This is a genomic window from Bacillus badius NBRC 15713, assembly GCF_001591605.1.
GTDB lineage: Bacteria > Bacillota > Bacilli > Bacillales > Domibacillaceae > Pseudobacillus > Pseudobacillus badius.
The window spans coordinates 89,865-109,393 of record NZ_BCVF01000007.1; the positions used below are offsets into that span (position 1 = coordinate 89,865).

At 44.7% G+C, this 19,529-nt stretch carries 22 protein-coding genes; 10 read left to right on the forward strand and 12 right to left on the reverse strand.

Annotated features, from left to right (window positions below; all coding sequences use genetic code 11):
- Nucleotides 1–85 precede the first annotated feature (85 nt).
- A complete protein-coding gene (locus BBA02S_RS05725) occupies nt 86–1,141 on the reverse strand; it encodes an S-layer homology domain-containing protein (protein WP_052477268.1) in 1,056 nt (351 codons plus the stop codon).
- Nucleotides 1,142–1,441: 300 nt separating this feature from the next.
- On the opposite strand from BBA02S_RS05725, the gene BBA02S_RS05730 reads away from it, so the two are divergent.
- The 3 genes from BBA02S_RS05730 (at nt 1,442) to BBA02S_RS05740 (ending at nt 3,982) form a co-directional block, all read left to right on the forward strand.
- A complete protein-coding gene (locus BBA02S_RS05730; RefSeq protein WP_041094703.1) occupies nt 1,442–1,804 on the forward strand; it encodes a hypothetical protein in 363 nt (120 codons plus the stop codon).
- Between the two features lie 80 nt (nt 1,805–1,884).
- Nucleotides 1,885–2,574, forward strand: coding sequence for a response regulator transcription factor (locus BBA02S_RS05735; protein ID WP_041094705.1), 690 nt, complete (start codon nt 1,885–1,887; stop codon nt 2,572–2,574).
- Complete coding sequence (locus BBA02S_RS05740) at nt 2,561–3,982, forward strand: HAMP domain-containing sensor histidine kinase (protein WP_041095719.1); 1,422 nt, start codon at nt 2,561–2,563, stop codon at nt 3,980–3,982. The genes BBA02S_RS05735 and BBA02S_RS05740 overlap by 14 nt, the downstream gene beginning before the upstream one ends.
- A gap of 81 nt (nt 3,983–4,063) precedes the next feature.
- On the opposite strand, the gene BBA02S_RS20195 is transcribed toward BBA02S_RS05740, so the two are convergent.
- The 8 genes from BBA02S_RS20195 to BBA02S_RS05770 form a co-directional block, all read right to left on the reverse strand.
- Nucleotides 4,064–4,219 carry a DUF1540 domain-containing protein gene (locus BBA02S_RS20195; protein ID WP_065849525.1) on the reverse strand — a complete coding sequence of 52 codons (156 nt, stop codon included), beginning with the start codon at nt 4,217–4,219 and terminating at the stop codon, nt 4,064–4,066.
- A gap of 108 nt (nt 4,220–4,327) precedes the next feature.
- A complete protein-coding gene (locus BBA02S_RS20200) occupies nt 4,328–4,492 on the reverse strand; it encodes a DUF1540 domain-containing protein (protein ID WP_082027992.1) in 165 nt (54 codons plus the stop codon).
- Between the two features lie 24 nt (nt 4,493–4,516).
- Nucleotides 4,517–5,341 (reverse strand): manganese catalase, encoded by an 825-nt coding sequence (locus tag BBA02S_RS05745; RefSeq protein ID WP_041113467.1) that lies wholly within the window; start codon nt 5,339–5,341, stop codon nt 4,517–4,519.
- Between the two features lie 209 nt (nt 5,342–5,550).
- Entirely contained in the window at nt 5,551–6,507 is a 957-nt protein-coding gene (locus BBA02S_RS05750) for a siderophore ABC transporter substrate-binding protein (RefSeq protein ID WP_041113466.1), read from the reverse strand.
- A gap of 18 nt (nt 6,508–6,525) precedes the next feature.
- On the reverse strand, nt 6,526–7,284 hold the full coding sequence (locus BBA02S_RS05755; protein WP_041094711.1) for an iron ABC transporter ATP-binding protein: 759 nt from the start codon (nt 7,282–7,284) through the stop codon (nt 6,526–6,528).
- On the reverse strand, nt 7,278–8,228 hold the full coding sequence (locus tag BBA02S_RS05760; protein WP_041094714.1) for an iron chelate uptake ABC transporter family permease subunit: 951 nt from the start codon (nt 8,226–8,228) through the stop codon (nt 7,278–7,280). The genes BBA02S_RS05755 and BBA02S_RS05760 overlap by 7 nt, the downstream gene beginning before the upstream one ends.
- On the reverse strand, nt 8,221–9,171 hold the full coding sequence (locus BBA02S_RS05765) for an ABC transporter permease (protein WP_041094716.1): 951 nt from the start codon (nt 9,169–9,171) through the stop codon (nt 8,221–8,223). The genes BBA02S_RS05760 and BBA02S_RS05765 overlap by 8 nt, the downstream gene beginning before the upstream one ends.
- 443 nt (nt 9,172–9,614) lie before the next feature.
- Nucleotides 9,615–10,130: a DUF3231 family protein gene (locus tag BBA02S_RS05770; RefSeq protein ID WP_041113465.1), complete on the reverse strand. Its 516-nt coding sequence runs from the start codon at nt 10,128–10,130 to the stop codon at nt 9,615–9,617.
- A gap of 162 nt (nt 10,131–10,292) precedes the next feature.
- Between BBA02S_RS05770 and BBA02S_RS05775 the strand changes: the two genes are divergently transcribed.
- On the forward strand, nt 10,293–12,443 hold the full coding sequence (locus BBA02S_RS05775; protein WP_041113464.1) for an MMPL family transporter: 2,151 nt from the start codon (nt 10,293–10,295) through the stop codon (nt 12,441–12,443).
- 65 nt (nt 12,444–12,508) lie between these two features.
- Here BBA02S_RS05775 and BBA02S_RS05780 read toward each other — a convergent pair whose 3' ends face one another.
- On the reverse strand, nt 12,509–13,723 hold the full coding sequence (locus tag BBA02S_RS05780; RefSeq protein ID WP_041094722.1) for a DEAD/DEAH box helicase: 1,215 nt from the start codon (nt 13,721–13,723) through the stop codon (nt 12,509–12,511).
- 173 nt (nt 13,724–13,896) lie between these two features.
- Nucleotides 13,897–14,526 carry a spore coat protein gene (locus BBA02S_RS05785; RefSeq protein WP_087903742.1) on the reverse strand — a complete coding sequence of 210 codons (630 nt, stop codon included), beginning with the start codon at nt 14,524–14,526 and terminating at the stop codon, nt 13,897–13,899.
- Between the two features lie 142 nt (nt 14,527–14,668).
- On the opposite strand from BBA02S_RS05785, the gene BBA02S_RS05790 reads away from it, so the two are divergent.
- From BBA02S_RS05790 to BBA02S_RS05815, 6 genes are all read left to right on the forward strand, one after another.
- On the forward strand, nt 14,669–15,157 hold the full coding sequence (locus tag BBA02S_RS05790) for a spore coat protein (protein ID WP_041094726.1): 489 nt from the start codon (nt 14,669–14,671) through the stop codon (nt 15,155–15,157).
- Between the two features lie 131 nt (nt 15,158–15,288).
- Nucleotides 15,289–15,741, forward strand: a complete 453-nt coding sequence (locus tag BBA02S_RS05795; protein ID WP_041094728.1) for a YndM family protein — start codon at nt 15,289–15,291, stop codon at nt 15,739–15,741.
- A 131-nt stretch (nt 15,742–15,872) separates the two neighbouring features.
- Entirely contained in the window at nt 15,873–16,622 is a 750-nt protein-coding gene (locus tag BBA02S_RS05800; protein WP_041094730.1) for an SDR family NAD(P)-dependent oxidoreductase, read from the forward strand.
- 15 nt (nt 16,623–16,637) lie between these two features.
- Nucleotides 16,638–17,372, forward strand: coding sequence for an SDR family NAD(P)-dependent oxidoreductase (locus BBA02S_RS05805; protein WP_041094733.1), 735 nt, complete (start codon nt 16,638–16,640; stop codon nt 17,370–17,372).
- A gap of 158 nt (nt 17,373–17,530) precedes the next feature.
- Nucleotides 17,531–17,944, forward strand: a complete 414-nt coding sequence (locus BBA02S_RS05810; protein ID WP_041094735.1) for a MarR family winged helix-turn-helix transcriptional regulator — start codon at nt 17,531–17,533, stop codon at nt 17,942–17,944.
- Nucleotides 17,945–18,165: 221 nt separating this feature from the next.
- The gene (locus BBA02S_RS05815; protein WP_041094737.1) at nt 18,166–18,768 is read left to right on the forward strand and encodes a DedA family protein; all 603 of its coding nucleotides are present in this window, start codon (nt 18,166–18,168) and stop codon (nt 18,766–18,768) included.
- A 56-nt stretch (nt 18,769–18,824) separates the two neighbouring features.
- Here the strand turns inward: BBA02S_RS05815 and BBA02S_RS05820 are convergent, their stop codons facing one another.
- Nucleotides 18,825–19,523: a 4'-phosphopantetheinyl transferase family protein gene (locus tag BBA02S_RS05820; RefSeq protein WP_041094739.1), complete on the reverse strand. Its 699-nt coding sequence runs from the start codon at nt 19,521–19,523 to the stop codon at nt 18,825–18,827.
- Nucleotides 19,524–19,529: the final 6 nt, after the last annotated feature.

Sequence of the window (19,529 nt, forward strand, 5' to 3'; positions counted from 1 at the left end):
CAAGAAATAAGCCGAACAGCATCTGTGTCCGGCCCTCTTTTCTCCTGTCATTTGACCATGAGATCATGTAATAAGGTTGTATTTATTATCGTTTCACAAACATTTGTGTATAGTAAATGCCATAGTCGCCGCCTTTAGCGATGCCTATCCCCATTTCAGCATAATCCGGGCTTAAAATATTCGCACGGTGGCCAGGACTGTTCATCCAGCCTTTCATTACAGCTTCTGCCGTGCTGTAGCCAGCGGCAATATTTTCACCGGCAAAGGTGTAATGAATGCCAAACCGGTCCATCATTTTGAACGGGCTGCCGTATGTCGGAGAGGTATGGTCAAAATAATTGTTCTTTGCCATGTCCTCTGATTTTAGCCGGGCCACTTTTGCGACATCATCAGCATAGCGCAGCGTTCCTAATCCGGCTTTCGCCCGCTCCTGGTTAACGAGCTGCAGAATTTGCTGGGAAATGTCCGCCTGATGATCAGTGACTGGCTGTTTGGCAGGCGGCTGCGGATCGGTCAATTTCTGATCTTGCCCGCTGGCCTCATTATGCTTAAGGATATTGCTAATAAAGACAGCCAGCTGACCTCTTGTCACTTTTCCATCCGGTGAGAAGGTAGTAGCCGATGTTCCAGATGTTACGCCTGCACCCGCAAGTGTTCCGATGTATTCAGCTGCCCAGTGATTCGCTGGCACATCAGCAAACACCGGCCCTTTGGCTCTTGGCAAATCAAAAGCTGCCACTAAAATTTTGGCCAATTCCGCTCTTGTAAGCATACGGTTCGGATAAAAATGCTCCGTGTTAGAAAATACCCCTTGCTCCGTTAAAGCGGCAATGTATGGATACGCTCTTGTGCCGGAAGGAGAAATATCCTTAAACGGCAATCCGCTTACCTGTTGCGCCTTTACATTTAGCGCCCGCCCAATAAAAATGGCGCTTTCTGCCCGAGTTACGTTCGCGCCCGCCCGGAAGGTCCCATCATTAAATCCAGTGATGATTCCCCGCTCTGCCATTTTTTCAATTTGCGGATACGCCCAATATCCGCTGGAAATATCACTGAAGGCTGCTTCTGCAGGAGCAGCCCAAAGACTGCCGGAAAGCATAAGTGCCGCTGCTGCTGCTCCCATTTTTTTTGATAGTTTCATAAATGTCCACCTCTGCTAAGTAAGTGATGATCTAATAATCCGCCTTATTATATCAATTTCGACAACCAACCTCATCGCCTGATTGACCTATTATGCATATAGGAAAAAGATTTCAGTCCACTCTGATTGACATCAAAAAATAATGATTTTTTTACACTTTCTGTATAAAACTATTTTTCTCTTAAATAAAAAAAATAAACATAAAACTTTTTATTTGACATGCTGTTGACACATTCGTCCTTTATAGTAAGAATATCAAATCGTTATTAAAGTCTTTCTGCATATAGGAGGAATAAATAGATGAAGAAAAAAACGATGTCGTATGTAATGAGCGGCGCCCTCTCCATTGGCATTTTAGGATCTGCTCCTTCCATGACAGCTGCAGGCCCGGCAACGACAAAAGCGGAAATGACGTCTTATAAATATAAAGAAGGCCAGCAAATAAAGCCGATCAAAGATTTTTCCGACGTCATGCGCGAACAAGCAGAAGCATTGGGCATTCATTCTGAAAACAAAGATATAGAAACACTTGCTAAGGAAGTACGGGAAGCAAAAGTACAGCAACAGGCGGCAGCCTTTGGCATTGATACAGCAAATAAAGACTTTCACACTCTCAAGCAAGAAATCCGCAAAGCCCAGCAATCACTGAACGAAAAGCGCTAAATGAAATCTTTTCCTTAAGCTGTCACCTTGGCAGCTTATTTGCTTTTTCATTATAATGAAGAAAAACGAGGTGAAGCAAGGTGACAGCTGTACTGCTAGCAGAAGATGAACTGGCCATCAGCCAAGTATTAAAAGCCTATTTAGTCAAAGCCGGCTTTCATGTTTCCCAAGCTTTTGACGGACAGCAAGCGATTGATTTATTCTATTCGGAGCCGCCTGACCTGGTGCTGCTGGATGTCATGATGCCGAAAGCAGACGGCTGGACTGTGCTTAAAGAGATTCGCCAAACCAGCTCCTGCCCGGTCATCATGCTGACCGCACTCGGTGATGTCAACTATCGGCTGAAGGGGCTCAATGATGGAGCAGACGATTATATTGCCAAGCCATTTAACGGCGAGGAGGTCATTGCACGGGTCAAGGCCGTACTGCGGCGATCAGGCGGCGACACAGCTTCTTCCGCAGTTAAACACTACGGGAGCTTAACGATTGACAGCTCAGCGCACCGGGTGACGTTGAAAGGCGTGGACCTGGCACTGACGCCGCGTGATTTATCGGTCCTGCTGTTTCTTGCCTCCCAGCCAAACAGAACGTTTACACGTGAACAGCTTATTGAGCACGTTTGGGGACAAGACTACGACGGAAGTGACCGCGCAGTAGACCTATCCGTTAAACGGCTTCGCAAAGCCTTGCAAAACTGGCCGGAAACAGAAGGAGAAATTAAAACATTACGGGGATTGGGGTATCAATTTTGTGTTCATGAAGACAACTAGAAGAATTTCTTTGCTGCGTTACTGGACAACACGTTATGTCGCCGCCCTTTGCCTTGGCCTCTTGATCGCTGCCATGCTGACAGTTATTTGGCTGCAGCATACAATGCTGAACAACCGGCTTGAAGTATCGGAATTTATTGCTGAAGAATTAGCCAACCGGATCGCCGGCAGCCAGGAAGGAAAGGCCGTTTCTCCTACTATTGATAAAAATATGTTAAAAAGCCGCGAGCTTTTTTTACAATCAGATCACCCTCCGGCTATTTACATTACAGATCCAAAGGGGCAGGTGCTTTCAGCTAACCAGCCTGCCTCCGGAATTGAAACGAGCTCATTTGCCGTCTCCCTTTTACAGAAAAAAGGCGATGTTATTAAGCTTTCCCCTGAAGCAGCAAACGGCTCCCGCATGTGGATGATTAAAAAGCCGATCATGGTTGATGATATCACCTTTGGGTGGGTCGTCATGCTTCAGCCGGAGAATGAGCTTGAAAATGTGACGGAGGAATACCGCCTCCTGACAGGCTTGATCATTAGTCTGGGGTTATTTGGATGGGCGGCGATTTATATTTTGTCGCGCCGGCTGGCAACGCCAATCAGCCAAGTGGCTAAAGCGGCCAAGCAAATCCAAGAAGGCAATTATGAAGTGCGGCTTCCGGAGCAAATTAAGGAACAGGAAGTATACGACCTTGTTCATTCATTTAAGGAAATGGCACAAAAGCTTCAGCAACTGGAGTCGCTGCGCGCAGAATTGCTGGCTGGGGTGACCCATGAATTAAAAACGCCAGTTACGTCTATCAGCGGCCTGCTGCAAGCGGTGAAGGACGGAGTAGTGACAGGTGAAGAAGCTGAAAACTTTATTGATATCTCTTTAAAAGAAACAACGAAAATGCAGAAAATGGTCAACGATTTATTAGAGTTTAATTCATTTTCTGCAAATGCTTTGCCTGTAGCTGTTGAGGAACATGCTGTGAACGAACTAATATCAGAAATTGTCCACCAGTGGCATTTAGGACAAGAAACTGAGGATATCACCGTCTCGCTGTCTCCGTTGCCAGATAAACGCTCCATTTCAACTGATGCCGTCCGGCTTCAGCAAATCATTGTGAATCTGCTGAATAATGCCCGGCATGCGGTTGATTCCAAAGGGAAAATTGAGGTTATTTTATCAGAACAAGAAGATGGAATGCTTTCAATTGAAGTGAAGGATAACGGCAGCGGCATCCCTCCTGCTGAACAAGACTTGATCTTTGAACGCTTTTACCGCGGCGAGCATAAAAAATATAAAGTGCGCGGCCTCGGGCTTGGTCTTCCTTACAGTAAACTGCTGGCGCAAGCGTTAAAAGGAGAGCTCACATTAAAGCAAAGCTCGCCTTTTGGCACGACTTTTCAAATTTTGCTTCCGCTGTCCTAGCTGTTTAGTTAAACTGCCATCCGGCTTCGCTAACAGGAAAATAAAAGGCTGACTCTACAGCAAGAGAGTCAGCCTTTTTGATTATACTTCCGGCTCGAATGTTTTGCAGTCCGTTTCTTTCGTAGTAGCCGCTTGGTTTCCTTTATGGCTGACAACATAAATGCGGTCTGCTGTACATTCATTTCCTTGGGCCCAATAAGCACAGTTGTTTACTTCACATAAGACATCTTTTGCCAAGACTTACACCCCCTCCTTTGTAGCTTCCTCAAAAATATCTGCTTCATTCCCTCCTTATTTTGGACAGGCAAAAGGGCTTGCCGTTGCCGGCAAGCCCTTTTTTCGATGTTATGCTCTCTCAAATGTCTGACAGTCCGTTTCCTCTACGTTTGATGCCTTATGGCCTTGCTGGCTGACAACCAGGATCTCATCAGCAGAACAGCGATTTCCTTTCTCCCAATACACACAGTTATTTACTTCACATAAGACACCGTCTAATACCTCTTTCTTCAATGTTCTCTCCTCCTTTAATGTTTTTTATTTCGGGTCATGAGGCGGGGTGCTATGCATATATGCCGGAGCAGGAGCAAGCTTTGGTTTTTCTCCGTAAATGACCGGCATTTCCTCATACTCAAACATTTGTCCATCTGGTGCTGTGCCCTCCGCCCAGCTTCCTTTTCTGCTGTCTTCTCCTTCAGAAAAGTTATACAATTTATGGGAAAACTCTGTTGCTTCATATTCAGCCGGCACGGTGGAAGGAACGACAACCCCTTCTTTTTCTTCCAGCTCTTTAATTGCTGCTATCCACTGGTTTTGATGCATGGTATCACGCGCCAGCAAAAAGGACAGCATCTCTTTGACACCGCGGTCCTCGGTCATCTCGTATAACCGGGCTACCTGCAGCCGTCCTTGAGACTCTGCATTTAAATTTGCGCGGAAATCAGCCAGCAAATTGCCGCTCGCCACGATGTAACCGGCACTCCACGGCACGCCTGTGCTATTTTCCGGCATAGCACCCAGCCCTGAGACAATCGCATGATGCGGATTCATCCCGCCCATTACAGCACCGATGACGGGGTCTTTAGCCGCCTTTTCCTGCTCATTAACCGGCGCTTTATCTAATAGGCGTGCAATCATCTTTGCAATCATTTCTACATGTCCAAGCTCCTCTGTTCCTGTATCTAAAATCAAATCCTTATACTTTTCGTTGCCTCTTGTGTTCCATCCTTGAAAAAGATATTGCATAGCCACTGAAATTTCACCGAACTGCCCGCCGAGAATTTCCTGCAATTGCTTTGCATATACTGGATCCGGCTTATCTGGTTTTGCGTGGAATTGAAGTTCTTTCTTATGGAAAAACATACACTACCACCTTTGCTGTTTTAGTAAGCTTCCGATGAGATCCGACTATTATCAAGATAGTATGTTATTCCACGCTTTTCCTTTTTTAAACAACCCTTAAGATAAAAATGGCCTTGTTATTTCACCTTCTTAGGATGAAATTTCAACTGAGAACTTGAGAATAAAAAATAACCTCCGCAAAAGCAAGGCTTTGCTGGAGGTTATGTCTCTTACTTCAATCCTGCTTGTACTTCCTTCACCATTTCAGGAACGGATTGCAATCCGCCGCCGGATAAGTACCAATAACCAGGGTCGAGGTAAACAATATTATCGTTCTTATAGGCGTTTGTATTCTTCACCAAGTCATTTTCAATCACTTGTTTGGCAGAGGAACCGCCGCCCTCTGCAACAACTGCGCCCCGGTCAACAACAAACAAGTAATCAGGATTTTTCTCCACGATATATTCAAAGGAAATGCTTTGTCCGTGACTAGATACCTCGATATTTTCATCGGCCGGTTTGACTCCGAATACATCATGGATCAAGCCAAAGCGGGATCCTGGACCGTAAGCGCTGACCTTTCCGTCACTTGCTAACACAACTAAAGCTTTTTTATCTTCCTTCGATGCCTGTTCCTTCAATTGACCGATTTCTTCTTCCACTCTTGCCAATTCTGTTTTTACTTCCTCTTCTTTCCCGAAGATTTCCCCTATTGTTGTGGCATTGTTTTTGAATGAATTCATATAATCAGCCGGATCCACCCCTAAGTAAATAGTTGGAGCGATTTCCGCAAATTGATCATACAATTCAGCCTGGCGCCCGGAAATAATAATTAAATCTGGCGATAATTCATTGACCTTCTCAAAATCAGGCTCTTTCAAGCTCCCTGTGTTCTCATACTTATCTTCTTCATACTTGGACAAATACTTAGGAATATTTTCTTTCGGAAGGCCCGTTACCTCCACACCCAGCTTGTCCAGCGTATCAAGGGAACCAAAATCAAATACCACTACTTTTTCCGGGTTTTTCTCTACCTTCGTTTCACCCAGTTCATGCTTGACAGTTACTTCTTCCGCCTCTTTTTTCGGCTTGCTGCCTGTTTCTTTTTCGTTATTAGAACCGCAGGCCGCCATAATTACGGCAACCAGTGCCATCATGAATAATAAAGATAATTTCTTCCACATCATTCTCTTCTCCTCTGCTTTTCACTTAAAATACACACAAATTTTTTCATTATTGACTGTTTCAATTTTCATATCAATTTCATAAATCTCCTTTAAAACCTGACACTCCATCATTTCATCAACCGTACCTTCTTTGGCAACCTTTCCGTCCTTTAGCGCAACGATGTAATCGGAATAACAGGAAGCGAAGTTAATATCATGGATCACAATCACGACTGTTTTTCCAAGTTCATTGACCAGGCGGCGCAGTACTTTCATAATTTGCACCGAATGCTTCATATCAAGGTTATTCAAAGGCTCGTCCAACAGCACATATTCTGTATCCTGGGCGATGACCATGGCAATAAATGCCCGCTGGCGCTGACCGCCGCTTAGCTGATCAATATACTTATTTTGAATGTCGCCAAGCTCCATGTAGCGAATGGCTTCATCTACATGCTTCCAGTCTTCCCGGGACAATTTCCCCTGAGAATAAGGAAAGCGTCCGAAGGAAACCAGCTCGCGAATGGTTAAGCGCAGATTTAGATGGTTAGATTGTTTTAAAATCGCCACTTTCTTAGCCAGCTCTTTGCTTTTCGCCTGGTTAACATGCTCTCCGTCAATCAATATCTCTCCATCGTCTTTAGCAATCAGCCGGCTAATCATGGATAGAAGGGTGCTTTTCCCTGCCCCATTCGGCCCGATAAAAGAAGTAATCTTCCCTTTCGGAATTGATACGGAAACCTGGTCAATCACAGCCTTGTTTCCATATCTTTTTGATACATTTTTAACCTCTACCATTTTTTATTCTCCTTTAATAATAAGTAGATAAAGTAGATGCCACCGACAAAGTTAATGATGACGCTCAGTGTCGTACTGAATGTAAACACCCGTTCAACGATCAGCTGACCGCCGACAAGAGCGATAATACTAATTAAGATCGAACCGGCCAATAAATAGGAATGCTTAAACGTCCGAAACATTTCGTAAGCCACGTTCACGACGAGCAGTCCAAGAAAGGTAATCGGGCCTACCAGCGCGGTTGATACAGAAATGAGAACAGCAACGACGATCAGCAAGCGCTTAACCGTATAATCATAATCCACACCAAGGTTGATCGCCTGCTCTTTGCCAAGTGACAGGACATCCAAGTATTTCATAAAGCGAATAAAATAAAGGGATGTGAACGCGAGCACAATGACCGCAATCGTCAAAACGTCAGTCTGAACATTATTGAAGCTGGCAAACATTCGGTCCTGAATGATTTGAAATTCATTCGGATCAATGAGCACTTGCATAAAAGATGTAAAGCTTTGAAAGAACGTGCCAAAAATCAAGCCAACCAATAAAAGAAAATAAATATTCTCCCCTTCGCGCTTAAACAGGATCTTATAGAGAATGCCGGCAAACACCACCATCAGGATCACTGAAATCACAAAGTTCAACTGCTTGTTCATTAAAGTTAAGTTGGCGGAGCCGAATACGAAAATTAACACTGTCTGGATGAGCATGTAAAGCGAATCCAAGCCCAAAATGCTCGGCGTTAAAATCCGGTTATTGGTGATGGTCTGGAACACCAATGTGGAAAAGGCAATCGCCGCTCCAGTCAAAACAATAGCGAAAATCTTCATTCCTCTGCGCGGCAAAGCATAATCCCAGTTGTTTCCCAGTCCAGTGAACAAAAAGACAAGAATCAACAGGACAGCCATTGCCGACAGGAGGATCAGTTTTTTCCCATTACTCATACGCCTTTCTCCTCATCAGCAAATATAAAAAGATGCCGCTGCCGATGACCCCGACAGTCAGTCCGATCGGAATCTCATATGGATAAATGATCACACGGCCAATGATGTCGCAAAACAGAACAAAAACTGCTCCAAGCAGCGCGGTGTGAGATAAACTCTTTTTCAAATGGTCTCCCTGATAAATCGAAACGATATTCGGAATGATTAATCCTAAGAAAGGAATCATGCCGACCGTTAATACGACTAATGTAGCGGACAAGGCTACGATAACGAGGCCGATATTGACGACACGCTTATAATTCAAGCCGAGATTCATGGCGAAATCCTCCCCCATGCCGGCCAAGGTAAAGCGTTCCGCATATATGTATGCAATGACTAAAAGCGGGATACTAATATAAAGCAATTCGTATCGTCCAGAGATCACCATGGAGAAATCCCCTTGCAGCCAGGCGGCCATGTTCTGGATCAAATCATATTTATAAGCAAAGAAAGTAGCAATCGATGTTAAAATATTCCCGAACATTAATCCAACAAGCGGAATAAACACCGTATCTTTAAATTTGATCTTATCCAGGATTTTCATAAATAAAAAGGTGCCGGCCAGTGCAAAAAGGAATGCAACCACCATCTTTTCAATCGGGCTTGCGGCTGTAAATAAAATAAGCGAGACTAAAATCCCAAGCCGGGCAGAATCAAGCGTTCCTGCTGTAGTCGGTGAAACAAACCGGTTTCTGCTTAATTGCTGCATGATCAGGCCGCTGATGCTCAGGCTCATTCCGGCAATAATAATGCTGACAAGACGCGGAATCCGGCTTTTCCATACAATCTGCGTTTGATCATCTGTCAGATTAAACAAATGAAGCGGAGAAATATGCGTCACTCCAATAAATAAAGAACCAATGGACAAAACGATCAGCGCCATCACTAAGTATCTTTTTTTCATAACCACATTCCCTACATAAAAGCTGTCAGTTCAGAAGAAAAAAACGAAAATGAAACTCATTATCAATAAGGAGTAAAAAAATAAGCCTTATTAATTGTGGAACAAGCTCTCCATTAAAATGGACGAACGCTGCTCGTATATTTCAACAAAAGCAGTCACGAATGTTCATTGCTCGCTTTCTCCGTTAACTGATATTCATTCTCATTAACAATGTTAAATGATAATGCTTATCATTGTCAATAGCTAATTGGCAATTCTGGTAATTAACAAGTTAACACTCCCCTGTTCGGCTTTTTGCCGTTCACTAAAAATAAGAGCGACCCACAAGTCATGACACATGACTTTTTGAGCCGCCCTCTTCACCTCAATCAGCGGAGAAAGATCCAGCTTTTTCTCTACCTGTTTTTATTTTAAAGCCGTATTGGACAGTCCCCTGCACTTCTTTAGCCCATCACAACCGGTTCGCCGTGATGCAGCGGCGGAGGCACAAGCCAGCCGTTATTTTTATTCAGCTGAAGAAACCGGCCGCCCAATGCCGCTTTCTGGTTATGAAATTGCAAAAACATCGCTGCAATATCTTCGCGGATACATTGGCCAATCACCTGGCTGCAGGCAGCCAATCCCGCTGCGATATTGCTGGAGATGAGAGTGGATATCTCATGGTCTTGGAAACGGGCACCATCAGGAATGCTGTTAACATCCGCCAGCGGCCGCTCCATCGGGCCCGGAGGAAGTCCAATGCCATTCGCTTTCAATAGCTGGGCAAGCTGCTCTGCTTCCATCTGTGCTTGCTGGATGGACTCTTCTATGAGCTCTTTCAGTTGTTTATCCCCTGCATGATTTAGCAATGTCTGGTAACTGTCGATCATGCCATTTGCTGCAAATAAGGAAGACCATACGCTCATTACTTCTCCGTAATGCATCGGCTCATTTTTCGGATTTCCGCTTAAAATTCCCATATTCATCCCCCTGACTTATCGATTGCTTGTGTGTCTTAGCACACAAATATAGTTTCACCCGAACGCTCCGTCTTATGTGCCGGCAATGATTTTTCATTTCAAAAATGAAAGGCAGTATCGTATGATTATATGTATGAAAAAAAATTAGGAGGACGATTCACCATGAAGACAATTGCTTCTTTCCTCGTCCGTTTTCATAAAGCCATTCTTGTGTTGTGGCTGGCAGCCGCAGTGATTATGGGCATGTTCGCCCTTAAGCTGCCTTCTCTGCTTGAAGGCGATGGATTTCGGATGGACGGAGAATATGAACAAGTTGAAAAAGAGCTGACGAGCACCTTTGATTTCCCGGAATCCACTATTATGATGCTGTTTGAAAAAGAGAAAAGCCAATCAGAAGCAGACTTTAAAGAAACCATCGGCCAAACGCTCGCTAAAGCCGACAGCTTAGAGGCTGTTTCTGCCATTGAGTCTCCTTTAAACAACCCATCGCTTTTGAAAGCAGATACCGCTTACGGTCTTATACACATTGATGATAAAGCGGACGATGCAGCAGCTGTGATTGATGATTTAAAACAGCAAATCAAAGGCAAGGAAGGAATCAAACTAACAGGGCAGCCTGTCATTTCGGAAGATATTAACGAAGCGAGCCAAAATGATTTGAAACAAGCAGAGCTCATTGGCCTTCCGGTTGCCTTGCTCGTGCTTTTGCTTGCCTTTGGCACCGTTACGGCTTCTGTTCTGCCATTGATTGTTGGCGGGATTACTATCGTCATTGGTTTTGGGTTGCTTGCCTTGATCGGCAAGGAAGTAGATCTCGCAATTTTCATTTTAAACATCGCGCCGATGGTTGGCTTGGCTTTGTCGATTGACTTTTCGCTTTTATTTATCAACCGCTATAAAGAAGAGTTTCAAAAACAACCAAAGACAGATGCCTTAATCACGACCATTATGACAGCCGGCCATTCGATTCTTTTCTCCGCTGTCTGTGTATTTATCGGCCTTGGTTCCATGCTGCTGATCGATATTGATATTTTTAAAAATGTAGCCATCGGCGGAATGGTAGTTATTGCCATCGCTGTGCTTGGATCTCTTACATTGCTTCCAGCCCTTCTATATGTGCTGGATAAGCGGATTTATAAATGGCGGCTCCTGCGTACAGATAAAGACACCAGCGGACGCTGGCGGGCATTTGCGGCTGCTGTAATGAAGCGGCCTGTATTAATTACCATTGCAGCGATCGCCATTTTGATTGCCGGGGTTCTCCCTGTCAAGGACATGAAGCTCGCCATTCCAACGGCCGACGCTTTGCCGAAAACCTTTGATTCGCGGATCGCTTATGAAAAAATCGAACAGGAATTTATGGGAGAAAACAAAAGCACCATTTATGCGATTGCTGAACGAAAAGATGGCTGGCTTACCGAAGCCGGATTAGAACAAATGAAGAAGCTCACTGCTTCCTTTCTCTCTGAAAAACATGTGAATGAAGTGGATACTGTTTTTTCTGCCAGCAATATAAAAGAACCGGAGCAGCTGGCGGCCGCCCTAAAACAGCCGCAAATGAAGGAACAGCTTCGGCCGGCCATCAAGCCATTCGTGCGCGGGGAAAAGCTGATGATCCCGATTCATTTAGATGTGGAAGCGAATTCGGACGCTGCCCAAACGCTGGCCCGCCAATGGAGCGATAAAAACTGGCCTGTCTCGATTCAGTTTGGTGGGCATCCAAAATTCAACCAAGAAATTTATGATGAAATTTTTGATAAAATCGGTGTGATTCTCGCGATCATTTTGTTATCAACGTTTGTGATTCTAATGTTCGCCTTCCGTTCGATTATTATTCCGCTCAAAGCCATTTTAATGAATGTGCTTGGACTTACCTCCACATTCGGCATTCTCGTCTGGCTATTCCAAGGCGGCCACTTTGGCCTTCATGAGATGGACATTTCTCTGCTCTTGCCTGTGCTCGTCTTTAGTCTTGTCTTTGGCTTGAGCATGGATTATGAAGTCTTTTTAATTTCCCGCATCCGTGAATACTACCTGGAAACGGGAGATAACACTTATTCTACTGTGGAGGGCCTGGCTAATACGAGCAAGGTGATTACGGCTGCTGCCCTCATTATGATTGTCATTACCGGAGCATTTGCCTTTACTGGTGTCGTGCCTGTTAAGCAGATTGGCATCGGCATCGCCCTTGCCATCGCGATTGATGCCACTATTATTCGCCTGCTGCTTGTGCCGAGCTTGATGAAGCTGCTTGGCGATTGGAATTGGTGGTATCCGTTCCGCACAAAAAGCAAGCAGACAAAGGAACTTTAATATAACTAAAAAGAGGGGCTGGCCCAAAAGTCATGTTTCATGACCATTTGGGCCAGCCCCTTGTTTCATTTTCTTTTCTTTTTCATTGGTCTTCTTGCCGACGTTCTTTCCGGCTTCAGCCGTTCACGGCCTTCCCGCTCTTGTTGATCTTCCGCGGATGAAACGCCATTCACAACGGTTTTCCGTTCAAGCGGCCGGCCCAGCTCTTTTTCGATGAGGCGGAGAAATTCTTTATCCTTCAAAGCCGCAAAGGTATACGCCACTCCCTCTTCGCCGGCTCTCCCCGTGCGCCCGATCCGATGAATATAGCTCTCCATATCATGAGGAATATCATAGTTGAATACGTGGGTGACTCCTTCCACATCGAGTCCACGGGAGGCGACATCTGTTGCAGCCAGCAGATGCAGCTCCGCTTCGCGAAATCTTTTCATTACCCGTTCCCGCTTTGCCTGTGACAAGTCCCCGTGCAGTTCATCAATGTTGTAGCCTTTCGCCTTTAACTCATCGCACAGCTTGCTGACACGGCGTTTTGTCCGGCAAAAAATAATGCCTAAAAACGGCTGCACCTCATCAATTACCTCACAAAGCGCCAGCTGCTTACGGCGATCCGTCGTTTCAACTGCAAATTGCTTCGTTTGCTCGACTGTCACCTCTTTGCTCTTGATATGTACTGACTGCGGGTTTTTCATATATTTTTTTGCCAGCTGGCGGACGTTTTTTGGCATGGTTGCTGAAAACAAAGCTGTCTGTCTCGTAAAAGGAGTTTCCTTTATAATGGCCTCCACTTCATCTAAAAAGCCGATGTGAAGCATTTGATCCGCTTCATCAAGCACGAGCATTGACACTCCAGTTAAATCAATCGTTCCGCGGCGCACATGATCAAGAAGCCGCCCAGGCGTGGCGACCACAATATGAACTTGTTTATCAAGCCGTCGAATTTGCTGCTCTACATCTTGGCCTCCATAAGCTGCCAGCACATGTATGCCGCTCTCTGCTTCCAACAGGCCTCTCAGCTCTTCGGTTATTTGCAGCGCAAGCTCTCGCGTTGGCGTGACGATCAATCCCTGAACCTCCTGCTTTTCTTCTGTTATTTTTTCAAGCATTGGCAGTAAAAAGGCAAACGTCTTTCCTGTTCCTGTTTTTGCCTGGGCAATAACGTCTTCTCCCTTCATCAAAAGCGGAATTGCTTTTTCTTGCACAGGGGTGGGCGATTCTATGCTCTTTTCCTTTAATTTGCCGGCCCATGCTGGGTTTACTCCTAATTGTATAAATGATGACAAGCCATTCACCTCTTTCTTTATTTTCTCTATATGCTAATGAACAGAGTCTTTCCATTATACACGGCTCTGCTGACTAATGAATATATTTCAAGCGGAAGGAGTAAGACGAGGAGAAAAACCGTTTTCTAGAAAGCATAAAGCGCCATCTCCTGATCGAGATGGCGCTCTCTCTTTTAATGAGCTGACATATTTCCTGGTGTGCCAGTTGCCGGTGCATATGACTGCATTATTTGCTGCATGTCCTGCTGGGCAAATTGCGGTACTTGGTAATAATGATGTTTGTTTTGGTAAATGGAAAGCTCGTACGCCATCTCAATACAGTTCGGGATCGAATCAGCCAACACGCGGCGCACAACTGGATTTGTTGATTCCAAAGCTGCCATTGTTTTCATGGAAGCAGTGGACTTCACTGCCCCAAGCATCGCTCCTGATACGAACGCATCGTTAATCTCAGATGTAGATTGCATCGGTTTTTTTGGCTGTGTTGGTGTTAAACCATAGATAAAGTCATTATCCTGCTGCATTTTATAGCTTTGGGTCGGGACAGCCGGATCTTGGCCAGATTGGAAACAATCCAGCGTGGTATTGTATTCCTGCTGCATGAACTGATACTGACGGTCAAGAATATCGAGCAGCTCCTGATCTTTCACGTGAGAACGAAGCATCATGTATTCATTCATCGTACCTACCGCACCGGATAAGACTTCATGAACATCAAGCACCTCGTGAGCTCCGTGATTCATTTGCGGCGACACAGCACCTGTATGCATGTTCGTATGAGTCTGTTCGTTTTGATTCATCAAAGTAAATCCCTCCTGTAGTTGAGTGGTACGCCGTTAGTATGCTGCGGCGGATTTTTATTTATACAAGTAAAAGCAGACAAATTCCTTAACCAAATCCAAGGCATATAATAGCAGGACTGCGATAACAGGAGGAGATCCTTTGATGAATGAACATCGCCATTTAGCCTGGCATGAAACGATGGAACTGCATGAGCTGACCGTCTTTCAATCCCTCGGATTAATGAAGTTGAAGAAAACCTATCCTAAGATCACTGATCCAGAGCTGAAAAAGATTTATCAGCAAGCCATTCACAGCCTGACCGGGAATATCCAGGAGTTGCTCCGCTTTTACAGGATGGCTCCGCACATGCAGCGGGAAGAAAACCTGCGTGTCGATGAACTGCCGTTTTATGCTGGTGACCTGCTCGCTTTTTTAAAAACAGCGGTGCGTAATTTAGCCATTGCCATTACGGAAACGGCTACCCCTGCGCTGCGTGCTGTGCTCGTCAAACAGCTGAATGGAGCGATCGAATCCCACACCGCTATTTACAATTATATGTACAAAAAAGGGTATTACCCTTCTTACGATTTAAACAGACTGTTGCAAAACGATGTGGCTATCGCCAACACAGCTCTCTCGCAAAAAATATAAGCAACAGGCGGATCTCTCTTGCAGGAGCAGCTCCGCCTGTTGTTTGTTTATGGACTCCGGGAAGTGTTTGTATAAGGAAAGAATAATTTTTTGCTTGAGCATCAAACTATTTTTACAAGGAGGTTAGATACATGGAACATGTAAAAGCGCTACTGATCAAATTTGTCGTCGTAACAGCAGCTGTATGGGTCATTATGGGTGCATTCTACGGCATTGACTTTGGAGAAATTCTGACGATCAGTATTCTTCTAACTATCGCTGCCTATATCCTCGGTGATTTATTTGTCCTGCCGCGTTATGGCAATATGACAGCCGTCGCTGCGGATTTCGGCTTAGCATACATTGGAATTTGGATCATCGGAAGTGCCGTGATTAATGAAAATATTTCGCTTGGGTGGGCCAGCTTCTGGACAGCAGCTGTCATCGCCTCTGCAGAAGTTCTTTTCCACTTTTATCTAATGAGAAGCGTATTTACTGCTGGTCAGGATAGAAGCTACATTGAGCGGGACCCGGCGTTTTCCGCAGAGATGGCAGAAGAAACAGACATTCATAAGGAAGACGTGTACACGGAAGAAGATAAATAAGTCAGCGGCCGTACAGGCCCTGACTTTCTCTTTCCTGTGAGCAATTATCTTGTTCCCACTTTCTTTTTGTTGTATTATTTAAATGTAAAATACTTAGGCTTCTAAATACTATTTGGAAATGAGGGAAAACGATGAAGCTGGAAGGAAAAGTAGCGATCGTAACTGGCGGTGCTGGCGGCATCGGGCACGGCATGTCACTCGCCTTGGCAAAAGAGGGCGCACATGTCGTGATCGTAGATGTAAATGAAGAAAATGGACAGAAAGTTTTAGAAGAGGTCAACCAACTGAAGGAAGGCCTGCTTTTCATAAAGGATATTTCTGTAAAAGAAAATATTGAATCAATTGTTAATGATACAGTTAAACATTTCGGTAAAATCGATATATTAATCAACAACGCTCACGCATCAAGAAACGTACCTTTTATTGAAACAACGATGGAGCACCTTGATCTCTCTTTTGGAACAGGCTTTTATCCAACATTCCATTTCATGCAAGCCTGCTATCCGGAACTGAAGAAAACAAAAGGGAAAGTGATTAACTTTGCATCAGGAGCAGGTCTTGAGGGACAAGTAACCCAGGCTTCTTATGCAGCAGCCAAAGAAGCGATCCGTGCCATTTCACGCGTGGCAGCGAACGAATGGGGCGTAGACGGCATTAATGTCAACGTTATCTCTCCAATTGCTCTCACACCTGGCATGGAACATTGGCGGGCTCATAACGAAGAAGCGTATGATCAAATGGTTGAAAAAATTCCGCTTCGCCGACTCGGCGATCCGGAACAGGACATTGGACGGACAGCTGTATTTCTGGCAAGCGCTGACTCAGATTACATTACCGGACAAACAATTATGGTTGACGGCGGTTCCGTTAAACTACGTTAATAGGGGGACGTTAGAATGAAACGATTAGAAAATAAAGTAGCTATTATTACAGGGGGCGCTTCTGGAATCGGCGAGCGCATGGTACACCGTTTCAGTGAAGAAGGAGCAACAGTCATTGCCGCTGACATTAACGAAGCAGCGCTAGCTGAAATAAGCAAGGTTGACAACGTCCATGGCATGAAATTAAACGTTGCTTCTGATGAAGACTGGAAACAGCTATTAAAAACGGTAAAAGAAAAATTCGGCAAAATTGATATTCTTGTCAATAACGCCGGGATTTCCTCGGAAAAACCGCCTGAAGAAGTGACTATTGAGGACTGGCAAAAAATGCTTTCCATCAATGGCTTTGGTCCATTTCTTGGAATCAGACACGTCGTTCCTTACATGGCCGAACAAAAACAAGGATCAATCGTCAATATTTCTTCTTTTACAGCCCAAATTGGAATGGGATTCAATCCATATTCTGCTTCGAAAGGATCTGTGCGCGCCATCTCCAAGGCGGCAGCTACTCAATACGGACGGCTTGGCATTCGCGTCAACGCACTTTTCCCTGGGATTATCGAAACACCGATGACCAAGGGCCTCGAATCTACGAAAAGCTACGTAGAACAAATGGTAGCAGCTACTCCGCTGCAGCGCTTAGGGCAGCCTGAAGATATTGCAAATGCTGCTGTATACTTAGCCTCTGATGAATCGTCTTTCGTCACTGGTGCAGAGCTTGTTATTGATGGCGGTTTTTCTGCCCAATAACCATGTCGGCGGTTGTCCGCCTCTCATAGATTTTTATACTTTAACCCATCCTATCAATCAAAAAGCTAGCCCGGAAGCTCCAATCAAATAACTTCTCGGGTTAGCTTTATTTTTTGTTATAATCAACTAAGAACCGCAGGATAGAAAGCAGGGATTTTATGGAACAAGAATCAATTTTTGAACTTTTACATGCCATGGATCAAGTCACCAATAAATTAATTATCCAGTGGAATCGAACGTTTAATGAAAATCTAGGCGTTTCTCACATTTTAGTATTAAGTCACTTATATGAACATGGCAAAAGCCGCCCTTCTGATATTGCCAAAGCACTCGGCTTGACCCCGCCATCTCTAACACACTTATCGGAAAAGCTTATTTCTAAAAAGCTGGCCGTACGTCTTGCTGATGAAAATGACCGGCGAATTCTTTATCTTGAAATTACAGAACTTGGCCATGAAATGCTTCATAGAGCACACAAAGAAGGACAAGAATTGCGAAAGAAGCTGTTTGAAAAATTAACGCCCGAAGAGCGCCGGCAGCTGCGGGCCATCTATGAAAAGTTAAATAGCTAAGCCAGGGTACATGAGCACTTCCAAACGCATGATATTGATCCGTTTGGAAGTGCTCATACAGTTTCTGCGATTCTAAAAAACTGTTTGCCTATCCTTCTTGAATAAAAACTGGACCGCTTCCTAAAAAAACCTGTTTAATAATTTAAAAGCGACTTTCTCCACTCCCTCTCTCATATCATAGTAAAACAGCAGCCAAAAACTTTACCGGGGTGAATGCTTGTATGCAAAGCTGGATGATTGAGATGATGGAGCAATTTGGCTATATCGGTATTTTTCTGTTGATTGCTATCGAAAACATCTTTCCGCCGATTCCTTCTGAAGTTATCCTTACTTTTGGAGGCACCATGACCACCTTTTCAACACTGACCGTTCCCGGTGTCGTCCTGGCAGCAACAGGCGGATCGATTACCGGAGCCGTTATCTTATATAAAGCGGGCAACCTGCTTGATGTCGGACGGCTTGAAAAGGTCATTGACCGCTGGGGACATGTTCTCCACCTCAACAAAAAAGATATTTATAAAGCGGATCATTGGTTCAATGATTATGGGTACTGGACCGTTCTCGTCTGCCGGGTCATCCCGTTCTTGCGCAGCTTGATTTCCATTCCGGCCGGCATGGCGCGAATGAGGTTTTCGCTTTTTTTGCTTTTCACCACGATCGGCACCTTTGTGTGGAATCTTCTTCTTGTTTATGCCGGGGCTTTATTTGGGGAATCATGGGAGCAAATCGTTCTTTTTGTGGACATGTATGCCGCGATCATTTATGCGTTAGTTGGTGCCGGCCTAACGATTCTCCTGTTCCTTTTAGCAGTTAAAAGAAAATAGGAAAACAGAGGCTGGCTTGCGGTCAAGCCTCTGCTTTTTCCTCTTTGTTTATACTGCTAATTCCCATATAGTCTGAGAGTGAAATATTCTTTCAGCTCATGTAAAGTCACCGTCTGAATATTGACCGTTACGGCTGGCTCTGAAGAATAACACACAGAGCAGCAATACGCCGGAAAACTCGGGGCAAACAAGAAGTTCCATTTCCCGGCCAATTCGGAAGGCGAATGCAAAACCGGAGGAGCAGCTAGATTAAATTCAATCGATGTAAGGGCTCTTCCTGCTATCCCTGTCCCTTCCGCTTTAAAAAGAGCTTCTTTTAACGTCCAGTATGTATATAAAGCGAACAACTTTTCCTCCTTAGTCTCCATTGTTTGGAAGGTTCTCTGTTCGCTTTTGCTAAGAAATTCAGCAATGACCTCCAAATCAATGTCGCGCACTTTTTCAATATCGACGCCAATTTTCCCGTTTGGATGAAACGCACAAGCAATGAATTCTTCAGAATGAGACATGCTGACCTGCCCCGAAAAATGCTCCACGTACGGCTTGCCGCTCGCCATTCGTTTAATCGGACGCTGCCCTGTGTGATGACGTTCCATTAAATAACGGGCTAATAACGTGCCAATGACAGAGTTCATCTGGTCTTCTTTCCTTCGGTAACGATGCACATGGGCCCGTTCCTCATCTGTCAAAACAGAATAAAGAGCGGGAGAGAATGGCTCTCCCTTTGTTCTTTCAGCAATCAACAGTTCAATCAATCTGTC

Coding starts and splice junctions, on each gene's coding strand:
- BBA02S_RS05725 (WP_052477268.1), bottom strand. CDS start 1,141: ATGAAACTATCAAAAAAAATGGGAGCAGCAGCAGCGGCACTTATGCTT.
- BBA02S_RS05730 (WP_041094703.1), top strand. CDS start 1,442: ATGAAGAAAAAAACGATGTCGTATGTAATGAGCGGCGCCCTCTCCATT.
- BBA02S_RS05740 (WP_041095719.1), top strand. CDS start 2,561: ATGAAGACAACTAGAAGAATTTCTTTGCTGCGTTACTGGACAACACGT.
- BBA02S_RS05745 (WP_041113467.1), bottom strand. CDS start 5,341: ATGTTTTTCCATAAGAAAGAACTTCAATTCCACGCAAAACCAGATAAG.
- BBA02S_RS05750 (WP_041113466.1), bottom strand. CDS start 6,507: ATGATGTGGAAGAAATTATCTTTATTATTCATGATGGCACTGGTTGCC.
- BBA02S_RS05755 (WP_041094711.1), bottom strand. CDS start 7,284: ATGGTAGAGGTTAAAAATGTATCAAAAAGATATGGAAACAAGGCTGTG.
- BBA02S_RS05760 (WP_041094714.1), bottom strand. CDS start 8,228: ATGAGTAATGGGAAAAAACTGATCCTCCTGTCGGCAATGGCTGTCCTG.
- BBA02S_RS05765 (WP_041094716.1), bottom strand. CDS start 9,171: ATGAAAAAAAGATACTTAGTGATGGCGCTGATCGTTTTGTCCATTGGT.
- BBA02S_RS05770 (WP_041113465.1), bottom strand. CDS start 10,130: ATGGGAATTTTAAGCGGAAATCCGAAAAATGAGCCGATGCATTACGGA.
- BBA02S_RS05775 (WP_041113464.1), top strand. CDS start 10,293: ATGAAGACAATTGCTTCTTTCCTCGTCCGTTTTCATAAAGCCATTCTT.
- BBA02S_RS05790 (WP_041094726.1), top strand. CDS start 14,669: ATGAATGAACATCGCCATTTAGCCTGGCATGAAACGATGGAACTGCAT.
- BBA02S_RS05795 (WP_041094728.1), top strand. CDS start 15,289: ATGGAACATGTAAAAGCGCTACTGATCAAATTTGTCGTCGTAACAGCA.
- BBA02S_RS05800 (WP_041094730.1), top strand. CDS start 15,873: ATGAAGCTGGAAGGAAAAGTAGCGATCGTAACTGGCGGTGCTGGCGGC.
- BBA02S_RS05805 (WP_041094733.1), top strand. CDS start 16,638: ATGAAACGATTAGAAAATAAAGTAGCTATTATTACAGGGGGCGCTTCT.
- BBA02S_RS05810 (WP_041094735.1), top strand. CDS start 17,531: ATGGAACAAGAATCAATTTTTGAACTTTTACATGCCATGGATCAAGTC.
- BBA02S_RS05815 (WP_041094737.1), top strand. CDS start 18,166: ATGCAAAGCTGGATGATTGAGATGATGGAGCAATTTGGCTATATCGGT.